The organism is Flavobacterium keumense, assembly GCF_029866485.1.
GTDB lineage: Bacteria > Bacteroidota > Bacteroidia > Flavobacteriales > Flavobacteriaceae > Flavobacterium > Flavobacterium keumense.
This window is the reverse complement of sequence record NZ_CP092332.1, coordinates 1,981,893-2,000,461: the sequence shown is the minus strand read 5'-3', so window position 1 is coordinate 2,000,461 and position 18,569 is coordinate 1,981,893. Positions and strand designations below refer to the sequence as shown.

The window sequence follows — 18,569 nt, the reverse complement described above, 5'->3', positions numbered from 1 at the left end:
TGCACCCAATTGGGTGCATTTTTTTATTGTTGTCTTAGAAAGGTTCGAAACCTTCGAGTGCTAGATTTTATTTTAGAACATGGTGTGCTAAAACCTTTTGAACATCATACACATTTACCGATTTATTAAATTGCTTTCTAATACTTGGTTGTACTTCACTTGAAATCCATATTTTTAACTCAGCATCTAAGTCAAACGTACCCGCAGTTTCAATACTGAATCTAGAAATACTTTTATAAGTAATGGATTTGTATTCAGTTTTACTACCTGTTAAACCTTGAATATCGATTAAAATAAGTCTTTTGTTTGTAAAGATGAAAGTATCTCTTAGGAGTTTAAAGCCTAATTCGATTTCTTCTCCCTCGGTTAGGAGTTGTCCGTATTTTTTAATTAATTCTTCTTGGCTTACTGCACCGGCATTTCCAAGAATAGCAGAAAATAATCCCATAATGTTTTTTTAAATTTTCCTAATCGTAAGGCTTTTCGGTTACGCCCCGTTTTTATAGTGGTTTCTGGACTCCACATTTATGGTTATTGGTTATTTATTCAATTGTTGTGTTCTGAAACGGCGTTTTATCAGGAGGTAAATCCAATTTAGATAAAATGCGTTTTAATTCTGAAAGAGATTTTGGGTCAATTATTTCAGTATGAATCTTTATTTTATTGGTTTTGGTTATTAAAGTATATTCATCAGTAAAGACTTTGATTTGAATGATATCATTGAGATTAATTTTTTTAGTAAATCCTAAGATCATATTCTTTCTAAGAATTCCGTTTTCAATTGAGAGGTATTGGTATTTCAATTCGTAAAGAGAATTTGTTAAATAGAGTATACCTAGCGATAACATTCCGTATTTTGTCCAACGAATATTTTCTTGATAGATTATTCCTTCTAATCCAATAGTAAGATAAAGTATACTCAACACTAAATTATAAATCAACCTTTTTTTCGTGAATTTTATTTTCATAATTTTTGAGATTGTATACTTATTTTAATTCTTCAAAAAGATATTTTTCTTCAAAAGGAACTGCAAAATCCTCCAATGTAGCTTGATACTCTTCATGAAAAGTTGCTTTTGCATGGTGTTTTTCTTGATTTTTGATATAATTAAATATAGTACCTACTTGCGTATGGCTATATGAAAATGCACCATAACCCTCTTGCCATTCAAAGCGATTCAATAACAATCGGTTATCATTGATATATTTTGAAGATTTTGCTTTTACTACCTTCATCAATTCTGATATTGAAACGGTTGGTTTTAGGCCAAAAAAGCAATGTACGTGATCCTCAACGCCGTTTACGATTATCGTTTTGCATCCTGTTTCATTAATGAGGTTTCCAATAACACTAAAAACATTAGCTCTCCATTCTTTATCTAGAACTGCAGCTCTATATTTCACTGCAAAAACCGCCTGTATATATACTTGATGATAGGTGTTTGCCATTATTTATATTTTTATCATCGGATTGAAATCTGTTGTTCAATTTTACATTACGTGTGAGAGCCATCGGCTCGGTTATTTTGAACGGCTGGACTTCAGTCCAGTCGATGTTGCTATATTTCATCATAATCCAACGGATTGAAATCCGTTATTTCCCAATCTACCGTCCCTACGGGACTACAAGATGTTTCGTCCCTACGGGACTTGTTTATAACATTTTATATTTGCAACGGATTAATATCCTTTGCTACAAAATGTGTCGTCCCTACGGGACTATCATATTACGTGCAAGAGCCATTGGCTCGATTGATTGCCTAAGGCTGGACTTCAGTCCAGTCGATAGCTATCGTTATGTATATCACATCATATCATCTATCCAACGGATTGAAATCCGTTATTTTCCAATCTACCGTCCCTACGGGACTTGTTTATAACATTTTATATTTGCAACGGATTAATATCCTTTGCTACAATATGTGTCGTCCCTACGGGACTATCATATTACGTGCAAGAGCCATTGGCTCGATTGATTGCCTAAGGCTGGACTTCGGTCTAGTCGTTTCTAAATGAATGAAAAAGCCAAAGCCTTCTATTGCTAGATTAATTTATTATACCTCTTTTTGAAAAATACAATGACAGAAAAGTCACTGTAGTGCAGCTGCTTGTGGTGGGGGAGTTCAGCAGTGCAATACATTGTGTTATTGAATCTCAAAAATAGCAGAATTATTTTAATAAATAGGATTTGATTTACTTTTTTTTAATTCATTATGGGAGTACTATTATACCCAAACTATTTTTTGCTACCAATTGGCTATAAAGACTATATTTGTGGCACAATCCAAAAACAAATCATTATTTTAATTTAAAATATGCATTTTTCTCTTATTATACCAGTGTACAACCGTCCTGACGAAGTAGATGAGTTGTTAGAAAGTTTAGCTAAAACGACCTACCAAAATGATTTTGAAATTGTTATTGTAGAAGATGGTTCTACAGTTCCGTGCGGAGAAGTGATTCAGAAGTACATGGCACAATTGAACATTGCTTATTTTTATAAAGAAAATTCGGGTCCTGGCGATTCTCGTAATTATGGTATGGCTAAGGCTAGTGGAGACTATTTTATCATTTTTGATTCGGATTGTATTATTCCTGCTCAGTATTTGGATGAAGTGGACAAAGCTTTGAAACAGGATTATGTAGATTGTTTTGGTGGTCCAGACAAAGCGTTGGATAGTTTTTCAGATATCCAAAAAGCCATCAACTTTGCGATGACCTCGTTCTTAACTACAGGGGGTATTCGTGGAGGATCGGAGAAAATAGGGAAGTTCCAACCAAGAAGTTTTAATATGGGATTGTCTCGCAAAGCTTTCGAAGCTTCCAAAGGTTTTGGTAATATTCATCCAGGCGAAGATCCAGATTTATCTATTCGTTTGTGGAATTTAGGTTTTGAAACCCGACTTTTTTCTAAAGCCTTTGTATATCATAAACGTAGAATTGATTGGGATAAATTTTCTGTTCAAGTAAGCAAATTTGGTAAAGCCCGACCTATTTTGAACAGTTGGTATCCGGAACATAACAAGTTGACTTTTTTCTTCCCTACGGCATTTATTTTAGGATTCTTTCTTTCGGTAGCCTTGTTGCTACTCACATTTGATTATTTTTTACAACTCTATATGTTGTATTTCTTTATTTTGTTTGTAACTTCAAGTATTCAAAATAGAAGTGTGCGCATTGGGTATTTGTCGTTAATTGCGGTTTGGAAACAATTTTACGGATACGGTTTAGGATTTTTAGAATCGTATATAAAAGTGATTGTTTTAAAACGTCAACCTCAAGTCGCCTTTCCGTATTTGTTTTTTAAAAAATAGCAAATGTCTAAAATAATTGGCCTAACTGGAGGAATTGGTAGTGGTAAAACTACCCTTGCGACATATATGCAATCGCTTGGAATACCTGTATTTATTGCCGATGAAGAAGCCAAAAAATTAATGCAATCTGCTGAAGTTTTGAGAAAAATTCAAGCTGTTTTTGGTGAAGTTGTTTTTAAAAACGGGCAACTGAACCGACAAGAATTGGCTTCAATTGTTTTTGCTAAACCCGAAAAGTTGAACCAACTCAATGGTATCATTCATCCTGTAGTCAAAAAGCAATTTAAAATTTGGCTGGACCAACATCAGTCGGCGCCATTTGTAGTTTATGAAGCTGCTATTTTATTTGAAAGCGGTAGCTATCAAAACTGCGATGCTATTATAACCATTACAGCTCCTTTAGAAGACAGAATTGTGCGGGTAATGCAACGCGATAACAGTTCGAGAGAACAGGTTTTAAATCGAATTAATGCACAATGGACCGATGCACAACGGGCTGCTAAAAGTAACTTCGTAATTGAAAATATAGAGCCTAAAATTGCAAAATTACAATTTGACGAAATTCTTAAAATTTTAAAGATTCAGCAAAATGAAGGGTAGATGTTAATATTTGGTTAATGTATCATTTACTATATTGTTAAAATACTAAATTTGTTTTGATGAGTAAGCTATTTTTTAGATTGTTGATTTTGTTGATGAGTTTGTCCCTAATTGGGATAATTCTTGTTCAGGTGTATTGGTTCAATACCTCTTTTCAAAATAATGACGAACAATTTAAATTTCATGTAAAACAAGTACTTGGTAATGTCGCTGAAAAATTACAAAAACAAGAGGCGTATAGTTTTTATGATAAGTACAATCATTTAAAAGACAGTACGGGTAAAATACCTAAAAAAGATGATTTATTAGAGTTTACCTATGTTCAAAAAAACTTAAAAACAAATAAGACTATAGTCTATTCCAATAGTATTATAGCAGAAGATTTTAATATTAATGCTTCGCTCTTTGACAAAAAAACAGATAGTTCAAAGTTGTTTAAAAACTTTAGTTCAAAACGAGTTACAGAGATTTATAATAATAAGCCTTTGGATAATTCTTTGTTAGGTCAAAGTTTAATTCCCGATGAGCGGATTGAAAAATCTGGAAGCTTAGATGTATTAGACAATGCTCAGTTCGAAATTTTTTACAAAGATATTGCTACTGCTATGCCTCTTCAAGAAAGAGTTTCTACTGATAATATTCGTAAACTAATTAAAAAAGAATTAGAAGAATACGGAGTTAATACGAAGTTTGAGTTTGGAGTTTACAACAACGGCTTAGCGACTAAAGTAAAATCGAACGAGTTTAGATACGATAAAAATGCTAGTTATTCTATTCCTATTTTGACGGATAATGAAGGCAACGAAAAGTATAAACTAATGGTTACTTTTCCACATAAAAAACGATTTTTATTATCGGAATTAGTAAGTATTACAATACTTTCAATTGTTTTTACGTTGATTATCATTATTGCATATACTAGTGCTTTGAGCCAATTGATTCGTCAACGTCAGATATCTGAAATTAAAACAGATTTTATTAATAATATGACGCATGAGTTTAAAACTCCAATAGCGACAATTAATTTGGCTTTGGATGCTATTCGTAATCCAAAGATTATTGAAGATAAAAATAAAGTTTTGCGTTATCTTCAAATGATTAGAGATGAAAATAAACGGATGCATGCTCAAGTGGAGAATGTGTTACGTATATCTAAATTAGAGAAAAAGGAATTGGAGATAGACAAGGAGCCCAATCCAATTGAAGATGTAATTAACGATGCTATTGAACACGTTAATTTAATTTTGGAAGATAGAGGAGGGAGTATTACAACTCATTTTGATGCAACCAGAACTACCGTATTAATTAATGATAATCATTTTACCAATGTGATTGTGAATATATTAGAGAATGCAATAAAATATTCGCCAGAAGCACCTGAAATAGATATTTATACCGAGAATATTAAGGATATGGTATTGATTAAAGTTCAAGACAAAGGTTTGGGAATGAGCAAGGTGGCTCAAAAAAGAATTTTTGAAAAATTCTATCGCGAGCATACAGGTGACATACATAATGTCAAAGGCCATGGCTTAGGATTAGCCTATGTAAAACGAATAGTTGAAGACCATAATGGTCAAATATATGTAGAAAGTGAAAAAGGGAAAGGAAGTACCTTCATAATAAAATTACCATTAATCAATTAGACTATGGAAAATAGCAATAAAAAAATACTGTTAGTAGAGGATGATCTCAATTTTGGTGCGATCCTTAAAGATTATTTATTATTAAATGATTTTGATGTAACCTTGGCCAAAAATGGAATGGAAGGTTTTGAGAAGTTTAAAAAAGATAATTATGATTTGTGTATTTTGGATGTCATGATGCCTTATAAAGATGGGTATACTTTGGCCAAAGAAATAAGAGAGAAAAATGCAGAAGTGCCTATTATCTTTTTAACAGCCAAATCGATGAAAGAAGATGTGTTAAAAGGTTATAAAGCCGGTGCTGATGATTATTTGAATAAACCTTTTGATTCAGAAGTTTTGTTAATGAAAATTAAAGCTATAATTCAGAGAAAATCTTCTGATGTAAAAACAGAACAAGTTCAGTTTGAATTTAATGTGGGTAAATTTCATTTGAATTCTAAATTGCGATTCTTGACTTATCAAAATGAAGAACCAATTAAATTGTCTCCAAAAGAGAATGAATTATTAAAAATGTTGATTCTTCATGAAAATGATTTGATGCCGAGAGAATTAGCCTTGACTAAAATTTGGAGGGATGACAACTATTTTACATCGCGAAGTATGGATGTGTATATTGCCAAATTGAGAAAGTATTTAAAAGCAGATGAAAATGTTGAGATTTTAAATATCCACGGAGAAGGATTTCGATTAGTAATTAAAAAATAAATTACGAATTCAATTTTAAGCAGCTTTGATAAAAAACCCCAAATCTAATTAGATTTGGGGTTTTAAATTTTATGATGTTAAATTAAATTATCTCAAAACAGCACCTAGTTCTGATTCAAAATTCTTCTGTAACTTAGTCATAATTTTGTCAATTTGCTCATCAGTTAAGGTTTTCGAACTGTCTTGAATACTAAAACTTAATGCATATGACTTTTTACCTTCGGGTAAGTTTTGTCCTTCGTATACATCAAACAAATCAATGTTTTTCAATAATGATTTTTCAGTTTGTTTTGCAATAGTATAAATACTTTCGTAAGTAACAGTTTGGTCGATTAACAATGCTAAATCTCTACGAACTTCAGGGTATTTTGGAATTTCGACGAATTTAATCTTATTCGAAATTAATTTCAAAATAGCTGCCCAATTGAAATCAGCAAAGAACACTTCTTGTTTGATTCCGAAGTGTTTTAAAATAGATTTCTTTACGACTCCTATTTCTACTATAGTATCTTTTCCTAGGCTAACTGCAATTCCTTCAGAAAATACATCAGATGTTAATGGTTGGTTTTGTGTTTTCTGAATTCCTAATCGTTCTAAAACAGCATTTACATATCCTTTAAATAAAAAGAAATCTGTCGGTTTTTGACTTGCTGTCCACGTTTCTTGATTTCTATTTCCTGTAAGGAAAAGTGTTAAATGTTTTTGCTCTTCATATCCTGAAGGGAAATTGTGATAGGTTTTTCCGAATTCAAATAATTTTAAATCGGTATTTTTTCTATTGATATTATACGAAATTGCTTCTAATCCAGAAAATAGTAAAGATTGACGCATGGTTGCCAAATCACTACTTAAAGGATTTAGTATACTAACATTATGTTCTTCTTTCAACATTTCTGAAAGTTGAATGTAGTTAGCTGTTGTCAATGAGTTAGCCATCATTTCGTGAAATCCTTGTGAATTCAATTGTGTGGCTACCACATTTTGGATTTTGTAATCTTCCGTTCTTGGAGAATTAGAAACTGTAGCGTTAACCTTGTTGGAAAATTTGATATTGTTGTAACCGTACACTCTTAAAATCTCTTCAATAACATCAATTTCGCGTTGTACATCAACTCGGTATGCTGGAATTGTTAAACCCAATCCTGAGTCAGAAACACTATTTACTTTAATATCAAGAGAGACCAATATTTTTTTGATAGTGTCTTTTGGAATTTCTTGGCCAATGATCTTGGTTACTTTGTTAAAGTTTAAGAAAACACTAAAGTCTTCTACATTTTTTGGGTATACGTCAATTATATCGGATGTGATTTCGCCACCAGCTACTTCTTGAATTAATAATGCTGCGCGTTTTAAAGCATATTCGGTAATCGAAGGATCTATTCCTCTTTCAAAACGGAACGACGCATCTGTACTTAATTGGTGTCTTTTGGCAGTTTTACGAATACTTACTGGATTAAAATAGGCACTTTCCAATAAAATGGCATTGGTGCTTTCTGAAACCCCTGAATCTTTTCCTCCAAAAACTCCTGCAATACACAAAGGTCCTTTTTCGTCGCAAATCATAATGTCTTCTTCGTGCAAACTTCGTTCTATATCATCAAGAGTTGTGAATTTAGTTCCAGAAGGTACTGTTTTTACAATCACTTTACCGCTAATTTTAGCAGCGTCAAAGGCGTGAAGTGGTTGTCCCAATTCGTGTAATACATAATTAGTAACATCCACAATATTATTTTTTGGATTTAATCCAATGGCTTTCAAACGATTTTGTAACCAAGTTGGAGATGGTTTTACTGTAATTCCAGAAATAGTTACTCCGCAATACCTAGGAACCAATTTACTATCTTTTACGTCAATATCAATTTTTAGTGTACGTTTATCTACTCTAAATTTACTTACAGAAGGAGTAATCAATTCTACATGAGTCCCTTTTTGAAGCATTCCGGCTCGTAAATCACGAGCGGTACCAAGATGACTCATGGCATCGGCGCGATTGGGAGTTAATCCAATTTCGAATACTTCGTCATTTTCAATTTTAAAAACGGTAGCAGCGGGAGTTCCGGGTTGCAATGATTCGTCTAGTACCATAATTCCGTCGTGGCTAGTACCAAGACCAATTTCATCTTCAGCACAAATCATTCCGTGACTTTCTTGTCCACGAATTTTACCTTTTTTGATTGTAAATGCTTCTCCTACTTTATCGTATAAAATAGTTCCAATTGTGGCTACAGGTACTTTTTGTCCAGCGGCAACATTGTTAGCACCACATACAATTTGAACTGGAATGCCATCACCTAAATCTACTGTTGTGATTTTTAGTCGGTCAGCATCTGGGTGAGGTGCACAAGTTAAAACGTGTCCCACTACAATTCCTTCTAAACCTCCTTTTACTGATTGGTATTTTTCAACCACTTCTACTTCCAAACCTAAGTCGGTCAATAAAGCTGAAGTTTCTTCAGATTGCCAATCGATTTTGATGAATTGTTTAAGCCAGTTGTATGATATTTTCATTGTGATTTTTTTTCAGGTTTGCAAATATAAGGATTGCGTGTTGGAGTTGGAAACATTTTTTTGATTTTTGAAAGTCTTTATTATTATTTGAAATAATTATTTTTTTATTTTAATTATTCTTTTTTAAAAATGGAATTAAACCTCCAAAATATACTTTTTGATCGTCATAAAAATCCATGTGACTTCCTTTTGGACAAAATAAATAAGTTCCATTTTGAACTAATTTTGACATTTCTTCCATATGTTTGGGATCCATAGTGTCGTATTTAGCTCCAATCACTAGAGTAGGAATAGTGATATTTTTCAAATCGGCTTTTCTATCCCATTTTTCTAATTTTCCAGAAATTCCAAATTCACTTGGACCTTGCATAGTGACATACAATGATTGATTCATTTTACCAAAAGAGCGATTCACTGGTTCTGGCCAATCTTTTGCAGGAAAACGAAGAATGTGTTTTTCATAAAAGTTTGGAATCAATAATTCCATATATCTTGGATTTGAGAAATCTTTTGTTGCTTCAATTTGGTTGAGTTCGGCCAATACTTTTGTATCCATTTGCTTGGCTAACACTTCATCGGCATATTTCCCATATTCAGGACAGCTAGACATCATGTTAGAAATAATCAATCCTTTCATATTATGTTGGTATTTCAATGCATACTCCATCGCTAAAATACCTCCCCAAGAGTGTCCTAACAAATAAAAATTAGATGCGTCTAAATGCAATGCCTTTCTAACTTGTTCTACTTCCTCTACATAGCGTCCTAAATCCCAAAGCGCAACATCATTTGGATTATCAGAGTTCCCACAACCCAATTGGTCATAATAAATAAATTCAATTCCTTCAGCCGGTAGGAAATTTTCAAAACACTCAAAATACTCGTGTGTAGCCCCAGGTCCACCATTAAGAAGCAATAATTTGATTTTTGGATTATTTCCAATGCGTTTGGTCCAAACGTTAAAAGTTCCCTTTGAAGTAGTAATTGGGATTACTTTTACGCCACCGTTTTGAATACTATCGGTTGTTTTCTCAAAATACACAGATGAATTTTCAGTGGTACTTTTTTGACAAGAGACAATAAAAGAAAGAATTACAACTGTAATAATTTTAGTACTAATTTTCATATATTTAATTAGGATTTATAATATTTCTTCAATATGCTTTTTAATATTTTCAGCTATTTTTTTTGTAGGTAAATCATTAGCATCCTCTCCAAAGGGATCTTCAATTTCTTCGGCAATTAGTTCTAAACTAGCAAGAACGTAAAAGATAAATACAACCACAGGAATGACATAGTATCCTAAACTAAACACATAACCAAAAGGCAATGTTAAAACATAAATAAAAATAAATTTCTTTATGAATGCACTGTAAGAATAGGGTATAGGTGTGTTCTTAATTCGCTCACATGCGCCACAAATATCAGTAAAAGATTGTAATTCATTATTGATAACGATTAGTTGATCTCCAGTCAATTTTTTTGAAAGGTACAAATTATTTACTTTCACGAATAATTTATTGGCAACTTGATTCGGACGGTGTTTGTGGTAATCAACTTCTAAATCAACATCATCAAATAATTGTTTTCCTGTTTCGCTATCGTTTAAATGTTTTCTTAAAATAGTAGCATAATGCGGAATCATTTTTTTAAAAAAATCACGATCATTGTCATCTATTAACATAGCATTGAGCTTGATAGCTAGATTTCGAGAACTATTTACTAAACTTCCCCACATTTTTCTTCCTTCCCACCAACGATCATAAGCCGTATTTGTTCTGTAAGCTAACAATAATGAAATGACGAAACCCAACATACCATGCATCATTGAGATATTTTTCACATGACTAACTTCCGGTAAGTGCCAATATTCAATTTCAAGATAAGCGATAATTCCTGAATAAATTCCGATAATAATCATTATCGGAATTAACTTTCGAAAGGTGTCGGCCTTACTAAAATAAAATATAAAACTAATCCAGTCTTTTGGGTTATAAGATGTCATTTGTATTATTAATTTAAGTTAATAATTCCTGCCAATTCTTTCAAAGCAATTTCAGATAATTTAGCTTGGAATTGCGCATTACTATTTCTCACTTTCGCATTCACATAATTCAATTGTGCGGCTCTGAATTCTAGGGTAGTAATCGTTCCAATTTTGAATTTGTCTAAGGTAATAGCTAAATTTTGTTTGGCTATCGCTTCATTTTTTTCTTCCAAACTAATCAATTCTAAATTAGTGGTATAGGTTTGAAATGAAGTAGCTAATTGCGATTGTAAGGCTAATTTTTGCTCTTCAAGAATTAACTTTGAATTATCAATTTGAAGATGTGCTATTTTTTCATTTCTATTCTGTGACAAACCGTCAAAGATATTTAAAGCAGCACTAAATCCATAATTAAAACCTTTGGCAGATGTGGCTGTAGCAAATCCCAAACTGGCTTGTGTATTGGCTAAATTGTAACCAGTACTCAGTTTTAAACTTGGATATCTATTGGCTCTAACTTGTTTTAGTTGCAGTTCAGCTACTTTTAAAGCAATAATTTGGGCTTCTAATTGAGGGTTTTGTTTTTCAGCTAAAGAAGTTAATTCGTTTAAAACTAAATTAGCATCGACTTTAATAGTATCAATTACTTTAAAATCGGTTTTGGTATCTCGAGCTAAAATTTGATTGAAAAGAATTTTAGTATTGGCATACAAATCCTTTTGTCTTAATAGAGAGACCTTATCAGTATTTAAATCAACTTGAGCATTTAAGACTTCTAATTTAGAGGCTTTTCCAATTGTAAAACGATTTTGTGCCAATGCTAAGCGTTGGTTCGAAATTACAATGGTAGAATCTAAAGCTTTCAATTGCTGTTGTTGTTGTACTAAATCAAAATACGTACTAGTCACAGCACTAATTTTAGTCAGAATTGTTTGTTTCAACTGTGCTTCTCCCAATTTTTGTAACTCTTTTAATTGGTCCAATTTGGCAAACATTTTGAATCCGTCAAATACCGTCCAATCTAGATTAACGCCATAATTCAAACTATTATTTTTAGCATTGTCTAATGAGTTAGTAGTCCCATTTTGTAAGGTTTGCGAACTATTTTGTACTCTATTGTTATCTGTTATTGTAGCGGCTACTGTAGGTAACATTCCTGCATTACCAACAGTTACATTAGTTGCATTGATTAGCGAATTATTCGAAGCAATTTTTATTTCGTAATTGTTTTCTAAAGCTACTTTTACGGCAGTTTCAAGTGATATGATTTCTTGAGCATTTGTATTGCTAAATGCAAAAAATAAAATACTAGCTATGATGAATTGATACTTTGTCATACTTATTTACTTTCTTGTTCGTATTCGTTAATATGATCAAATTCAGGATAATGTTTTCTGGCTTTCGACCACATTAAATATAAGGCTGGAATAACGAATAAAGTCAAAATTAATGAGAAAACGGTTCCCCCAACAATGACAACTCCCATACCGATTCTACTATTAGAAGCGGCACCTAATGATAAGGCAATTGGTAAAGCACCTAAAGCAATGGCTAAACTCGTCATTAAGATAGGGCGGAGGCGTGCTTCTGAAGCTTCCAAAATAGCTTCTAGCTTAGGTTTTCCTTGCTCGCGTAATTGATTCGCAAATTCCACAATTAGGATTCCATTTTTGGTTACCAAACCAATTAACATGATGGTTCCAATTTGGCTAAAAATATTCCACGTTTGATTGAATAACCACAACGAAAATAACGCTCCAGCAACGGCCATTGGTACGGTTAAAATAATAATAAATGGATCGATAAAACTTTCAAATTGAGCCGCAAGAATTAAAAATATTAATAGTAAGGCTAATCCAAAGGCAAACGAAGTGTTGGAGCTACTTTCGACAAAATCTCGAGATTCTCCACCCAAATCAGTAGTAAAAGTGTCGTCTAAAACTTTGGCTTTGATTGCGTCCATAGCCTCAATTCCATCGCTAATACTTTTGCCAGGAGCTAATCCGGCAGAAACAGTAGCCGACATGTATCGATTATTATGGTACAATTGAGGAGGATTACTTTGCTCTTCAATAGTAATTACGTTGTCCATTTGAATTAATTCGCCTTTGTTGTTTTTGACATACATTGAAGTCAAATCCAAAGGTTTGGAACGGTCATTTTTCTCAAATTGACCAATCACTTGGTATTGTTTTCCATTGCGAATGAAATAACCAAAACGTTGCCCACTTAATGATAGTTGTAATGTTTGTGCTACATCTAGTACTGAAACCCCTAGACTTTCGGCTTTCTCTCTATTAATACTAACATTGATTTCAGGCTTGTTGAATTTCAAATTAACATCGGTAGTAGAGAAGGTTTCGTTTTTAGCCGCTTCTTCCATAAACAATGGAATTTTTTCTCGTAATTTTTCAAAATTAGGCGCTTGAATAATGTACTGAATTGGCAAACCCCCACGTCTATTTACCGCAATAGTTGGTTGTTCAATCACGGCTGTTTTTGCTTCAGAATAATTATTGGTCCACTTGGTTACTTTTTCAGCAATCTCTTTTTGAGAAACCTTTCGTTCATTAGGTTCAACTAATGAAATTCTAACAAATCCACTATTAACAGAAGAAGCGTTGAAACCAGGTGATGTAATTACTAAAGCAACTTTTTTCTCAGGAATAGAATCATCGACCAATCGGGATAATTCTTGCATAAATTTATCGGTGTATTCATAAGAAGCTCCTTCAGGGGTTGTGGTTCTTACTACCATTCCGCTTCGATCATCATAAGGAGCTGTTTCTTTTTTTAATAGATTAAAGAACAGATAAATTAATCCAAAACACACAATCAAAATTGGGAAACTCAACCATTTCTTTTTCATGAAACGCTCCAAAGCATTAGCATAACCAGCATTTAATTGTTGGAAATAGGGCTCGGTTAACTGGTAAAATTTAGATTTTTCCTGTTTTCCGCCTTTCATTAAATAGGCATTCAGCATTGGCGTAAGCGTAAGGGATACAAAAGCCGAAACCAATACGGCGGCTCCAATAACCACTCCAAATTCTCGGAATAATCGTCCAACAAACCCTTCCAAGAAAATTACGGGTAAGAACACCGCTGCCAGAGTGATAGAAATTGAAATCACCGCAAAAAAGATTTCGTTAGATCCTTTGATAGCTGCTTCGATTGGCGTCATGCCTTCTTCTACTTTTTTGAAAATATTTTCAGTAACTACAATTCCGTCATCTACTACTAATCCCGTGGCTAAAACAATAGCCAATAAAGTCAATACATTAATAGAAAATCCAAAGAGCCACATGATAAAAAACGTAGCAATTAGTGATACTGGAATATCAATTAAAGGTCTGAAAGCAATAGCCCAGTCTCTAAAAAACAAATAAATAATTAAAATAACCAAAATAATTGAAATCCCCAGAGTTTCCGCTACTTCAATTACGGATTGTTTAACAAAAACGGTATTGTCAATTACAATATTTAAATGAATATCTTTTGGTAAATCCTTTTTAAATCGTTGGTACTCTTTGTAAAACGCTGTAGCTATATCCAAATAGTTGGCACCTGGGCGCGGTACAATAGCTACACCCACCAAAGGAACGCCGGATTGTGTCATGTTAGTTTCAACATTTTCAGGGCCAATTTCGGCTTTGCCAATATCACTAAAACGAACAATTTTTTCTCCTTCTGAACGAATGATAATATTGTTAAATTCTTCCGCTTTGGACAAATTTCCAATGGTTCTCACCGTTAATTCGGTATTGGCACCGGTGATTTTTCCTGAAGGTAATTCTACGTTTTGTTTGCTTAACGCATTTCGAACTTCAGAAACGGTGCAACCGTACGAAGCCAATTTTACGGGGTCAATCCACAAACGCATTGCGTATCGTTTTTGTCCCCAAATTTGGATACCACTCACACCTGGAATAGTTTCCAAACGTTGCCCAATTACGTTTTCGGCAAAATCACTTAATTCTAATGCGTTTCTCGAATCACTCTGAATAGTCATCGAAATGATGGCGTCACTATTAGCATCAGCCTTAGAAACTACTGGCGGTGCATCAATATCTTGTGGCAAATTTCGAGTAGCTTGAGATACTTTGTCTCGAACGTCATTAGCTGCTTCTTCTAAATTTTTGTCCAAATTAAACTCGACTGTAATATTACTACTTCCTTGAATACTTGAAGAAGTAACATTGCGGATTCCGTCAATTGAATTAATCGCTTTTTCTAGAGGTTCTGTAATTTGCGACTCAATAATATCAGAATTTGCTCCAGTGTAATTAGTGCGTATAGATACCTGCGCAGGATCAATGGATGGAAATTCTCGGATTCCCAAAAAGCTGTAACCAATCAATCCAAATAATATAATAGTCAAATTGATTACAATAGTAAAAACGGGTCTTTTTATGCTTAAAGTAGATAAACTCATTACTGTTTTTTAAAATAAAAGTGAATCGATTAGTTTTATTTAACTTTAACGATAATTGGTGCTTCGTCTTTCAAAGACATCACTCCCGAAGTCAAAACCGTATCTCCTGCTTTTAAACCTGAAAGTACTAAAATAGACGCATCAGTTCTTGTGGCTGTCTCCACCATTATTTCTTTCGCCATTCCTTTGTTAGCAACGAATACTTTTTTTCCGTCTTGAACTGGAATTATCGCTTCTGTTGGAATAACCACGGCATCTTTGATAATATCCAAAGGCAATTGAACGTTTGCAAATGTACCTGGTAATAATTTTCCGTCTTTATTGTCTGCCAAAGCACGCACTTTTAAAGTTCGTGTCGCAATTTCTACTTCGGGTTCAATAGCATAAATTGTAGCCGAATAAGTTTGTTGTTCAGCTCCTGTTACTTTAAACGTAATGATGGCATTCTTTTTTACTTGCGAAGCATATTTTTCAGGAATAGAAAAAGTGATTTTCAGTTGGTTAACATTGACCAATTTTGCTACTAAAAGGGTAGGAGTAACATATGTCCCAGGCGAAATAGAACGCAAACCAATCTTTCCTGAAAAAGGCGCGCGTACCGAAGTTTTCTCAATTTGTGCTTGAATCAATTGACTTTGCGCTTTCGCAGATTGATAGTCAGCGCGTGCAACATCGTATTCTTCTTGACTAATTGCTTCTTTTTGTAACAGTAATTTAGCTCTCCTTTCATTTTCAGAAGCTAAACTTTCTTTGGTTTTGGCTTGAGCCAATTGCGCTTTCAGTTCAATATCATTCACTTTGAACAGTACTTGGCCTTTCGTAACATTACTACCTTCTTGGAAATAGATATTTTTTACAATTCCTGAAACCTCAGAACGAATCTCCACTTGCTCATTGGCTTCAATAGAACCCGAAAGGGCTAAATTATTATCAAATGTTTGTAAGTGAACTACCGATCCGCTTACCGTAATAGGCTGTTTGTCTTTTTCTTTGTCTTTAGGCCCTTTGGAATCACTATTTTTTGTAATTCGGTAACCAATTAAACCAACTAATCCTATAATTAATAAGGAGTAAACAAGAGTTTTTATTTTCATAAGAGTTTATTATAGTGTCATATTAACGCAATTCACAAATTTAGGGTATTGAATTTAATAATAGACTAACTTGGAGTTATTATTTTGAGTTGATTAGTTCAACTTATATAATTCCAAATATTTTTCTTTTTAGTCATTTCTATAAATACAGCACGCAAGGTAGCATGCTCTGGCTTATGCATGCTGGCATCTTCTCGAAGTAATTGTATTGCATAATTTCTAGCTAATAGTAAAATATCTTTATCCTTTACAATATCCGCAATTTGAAGATTCAAAACACCGCTTTGTTGCGTTCCCATTAAATCACCAGGACCGCGTAATTTTAAATCGACTTCGGCAATTTCAAAGCCATCATTGGTACTTACCATCGTTTCCATTCGGATTTTACTATCAGAACTCAATTTGTGGCTCGTCATCAAAATACAATAACTTTGTTCGGCGCCACGCCCCACACGACCACGCAATTGATGTAATTGTGACAGTCCAAAACGTTCCGCACTTTCAATAATCATTACGCTGGCATTAGGAACATTAACCCCAACCTCAATTACTGTGGTGGCTACCATAATATTGGTTTTCCCTTCGGCAAAGCGTTTCATTTCAGATTCTTTATCCGCGGGTTTCATTTTTCCGTGTAAAATGGAAATAGAATACTGCGGCAGCGGAAAATCTCTTGAAATACTTTCGTAGCCATCCATCAAATCTTTGAAATCCATTTTTTCGGATTCCTGAATCAACGGATAGACAATATAAATTTGCCTGCCCAATGCAATTTCGTCTTTCAAAAACTTCCAAACTTTCAATCGGTTGCTGTCAAAACGATGTACAGTTTGAATGGGTTTTCGTCCCGGAGGCAATTCGTCTATCACTGAAATATCCAAATCACCATACAAACTCATTGCTAAGGTACGCGGAATAGGAGTGGCAGTCATTACTAAAACATGTGGTGGAATTTCGTTCTTCTTCCATAACTTAGAACGCTGCTCTACGCCAAAACGATGTTGCTCATCAATTACCGCGAGTCCCAAATTCTTAAACTGTACTTTATCTTCTAATAAAGCATGGGTTCCGATAAGGATATGTAAACTGCCGTCTTCCAATGCTTCATGAATTATTTTTCTGTCAGCAGTTTTAGTAGAACCGGTTAATAATTGAATGTTGATATTGGCGGTCTTCGCCAATTCGGACAAGCCTAAAAAATGTTGGTTGGCTAAAATTTCTGTTGGCGCCATCAAGCAAGCTTGAAAGCCGTTATCAATAGCCAAAAGCATACTCATAAACGCAACAATGGTTTTTCCAGAACCTACATCACCTTGCAGCAACCGATTCATTTGGGCATTACTTCCCATATCGGTGCGGATTTCTTTAATCACTCTTTTTTGCGCATTGGTCAACTCAAAAGGCAAATGATTTTGATAAAAATCATTGAAATGTTGCCCAACAGAAGTAAACGGATGTCCTTTTATTTTGTGTTTCTGAATTAGGTTTTTGGTAATCAATTGCAGCTGAATAAAGAACAATTCTTCAAACTTCAATCGGAATTGGGCTTTCGCCAAAGCTTCCGAACTTTTAGGAAAATGAATGTTGAATAAGGCGGCTTTCTTAGAAATCAGTTTTAATTCGTTAATCAAATAATCGGGCAAAGTTTCTGAAAACAAATTTTGTGTTTCCAAAAACAATTGTTGCATCATTTTGATAATAACTCGGTTCGAAACACCTCGATTCGCCAAGGTTTCGGTAGAAGGATAAATGGCTTGCATGGCCGAGCGAAGACTTTTTTGATGTTCGCTAAGCAATTCCATTTCAGGATGCGCCATGTTAAACGTACCATTGAATGAGGAGCATTTTCCAAAAATCACGATGACTTCATTCAACTTTAAACTTTCTCGAATCCATTTATGACCTTGAAACCAAACCAGTTCCATTTGACCCGTATCATCAACAAAAGTGGCGACCAAACGTTTTTTATTTTTACCAAATTCGACCGTTTTAATGTGGATTATTTTGCCAATGATTTGGACTTCAGAGGTGGTGTTTTGTAACTCATTAATTTTATAATACCGCGTTCTGTCGATGTAGCGATTGGGAAAGAAATTCACTAAATCTCCGTACTTATGAATTCCCAATTCCTTACGCAAGAGTTCGCCCCGATGAGGGCCAACGCCTTTAAGGTATTCGATAGGAGTTTGTAGAAGATTTTGCTGCATACTGCGAAGATAGTTTTTTGTTTGGAAAATAGAAAATAGCGTTTGAAAATGATATATTTGAAAAAAATAA

At 33.8% G+C, this 18,569-nt stretch carries 14 protein-coding genes; 4 read left to right on the top strand and 10 right to left on the bottom strand.

Features of this window, described 5'->3' with window-relative positions:
* Nucleotides 1-67: 67 nt before the first annotated feature.
* The 3 genes from MG292_RS09000 to tnpA form a co-directional block, all read right to left on the bottom strand.
* Nucleotides 68-448: a PH domain-containing protein gene (locus tag MG292_RS09000; protein WP_264533060.1), complete on the bottom strand. Its 381-nt coding sequence runs from the start codon at nt 446-448 to the stop codon at nt 68-70.
* A gap of 94 nt (nt 449-542) precedes the next feature.
* Nucleotides 543-968: a hypothetical protein gene (locus MG292_RS08995; RefSeq protein ID WP_264533061.1), complete on the bottom strand. Its 426-nt coding sequence runs from the start codon at nt 966-968 to the stop codon at nt 543-545.
* 19 nt (nt 969-987) lie between these two features.
* On the bottom strand, nt 988-1,449 hold the full coding sequence (gene tnpA, locus MG292_RS08990) for an IS200/IS605 family transposase (protein ID WP_264533062.1): 462 nt from the start codon (nt 1,447-1,449) through the stop codon (nt 988-990).
* A gap of 866 nt (nt 1,450-2,315) precedes the next feature.
* Between tnpA and MG292_RS08985 the strand changes: the two genes are divergently transcribed.
* Genes MG292_RS08985 through MG292_RS08970 form a run of 4 tightly spaced genes read left to right on the top strand, consistent with a single transcriptional unit; the run spans nt 2,316 to nt 6,268 of the window.
* Entirely contained in the window at nt 2,316-3,314 is a 999-nt protein-coding gene (locus MG292_RS08985) for a glycosyltransferase family 2 protein (RefSeq protein ID WP_264533063.1), read from the top strand.
* 3 nt (nt 3,315-3,317) lie between these two features.
* Nucleotides 3,318-3,914, top strand: a complete 597-nt coding sequence (coaE, locus tag MG292_RS08980; protein WP_264533064.1) for a dephospho-CoA kinase — start codon at nt 3,318-3,320, stop codon at nt 3,912-3,914.
* Nucleotides 3,915-3,973: 59 nt separating this feature from the next.
* Nucleotides 3,974-5,560 carry a sensor histidine kinase gene (locus MG292_RS08975; protein ID WP_264533065.1) on the top strand — a complete coding sequence of 529 codons (1,587 nt, stop codon included), beginning with the start codon at nt 3,974-3,976 and terminating at the stop codon, nt 5,558-5,560.
* A gap of 3 nt (nt 5,561-5,563) precedes the next feature.
* A complete protein-coding gene (locus MG292_RS08970; protein ID WP_264533066.1) occupies nt 5,564-6,268 on the top strand; it encodes a response regulator transcription factor in 705 nt (234 codons plus the stop codon).
* A gap of 87 nt (nt 6,269-6,355) precedes the next feature.
* On the opposite strand, the gene pheT is transcribed toward MG292_RS08970, so the two are convergent.
* From pheT to recG, 7 genes are all read right to left on the bottom strand, one after another.
* Nucleotides 6,356-8,776, bottom strand: a complete 2,421-nt coding sequence (gene pheT, locus MG292_RS08965) for a phenylalanine--tRNA ligase subunit beta (protein WP_264533067.1) — start codon at nt 8,774-8,776, stop codon at nt 6,356-6,358.
* Between the two features lie 109 nt (nt 8,777-8,885).
* Nucleotides 8,886-9,902 carry a proline iminopeptidase-family hydrolase gene (locus MG292_RS08960; RefSeq protein WP_264533068.1) on the bottom strand — a complete coding sequence of 339 codons (1,017 nt, stop codon included), beginning with the start codon at nt 9,900-9,902 and terminating at the stop codon, nt 8,886-8,888.
* Between the two features lie 15 nt (nt 9,903-9,917).
* Complete coding sequence (locus MG292_RS08955; protein WP_264533069.1) at nt 9,918-10,781, bottom strand: bestrophin family protein; 864 nt, start codon at nt 10,779-10,781, stop codon at nt 9,918-9,920.
* An 8-nt stretch (nt 10,782-10,789) separates the two neighbouring features.
* Complete coding sequence (locus tag MG292_RS08950) at nt 10,790-12,100, bottom strand: TolC family protein (protein ID WP_264533070.1); 1,311 nt, start codon at nt 12,098-12,100, stop codon at nt 10,790-10,792.
* Between the two features lie 2 nt (nt 12,101-12,102).
* Nucleotides 12,103-15,198 (bottom strand): efflux RND transporter permease subunit, encoded by a 3,096-nt coding sequence (locus tag MG292_RS08945; RefSeq protein WP_264533071.1) that lies wholly within the window; start codon nt 15,196-15,198, stop codon nt 12,103-12,105.
* Nucleotides 15,199-15,233: 35 nt separating this feature from the next.
* Nucleotides 15,234-16,292, bottom strand: coding sequence for an efflux RND transporter periplasmic adaptor subunit (locus tag MG292_RS08940; protein WP_264533072.1), 1,059 nt, complete (start codon nt 16,290-16,292; stop codon nt 15,234-15,236).
* 98 nt (nt 16,293-16,390) lie between these two features.
* Nucleotides 16,391-18,499, bottom strand: coding sequence for an ATP-dependent DNA helicase RecG (recG, locus tag MG292_RS08935; protein WP_264533073.1), 2,109 nt, complete (start codon nt 18,497-18,499; stop codon nt 16,391-16,393).
* Nucleotides 18,500-18,569 lie beyond the last annotated feature (70 nt).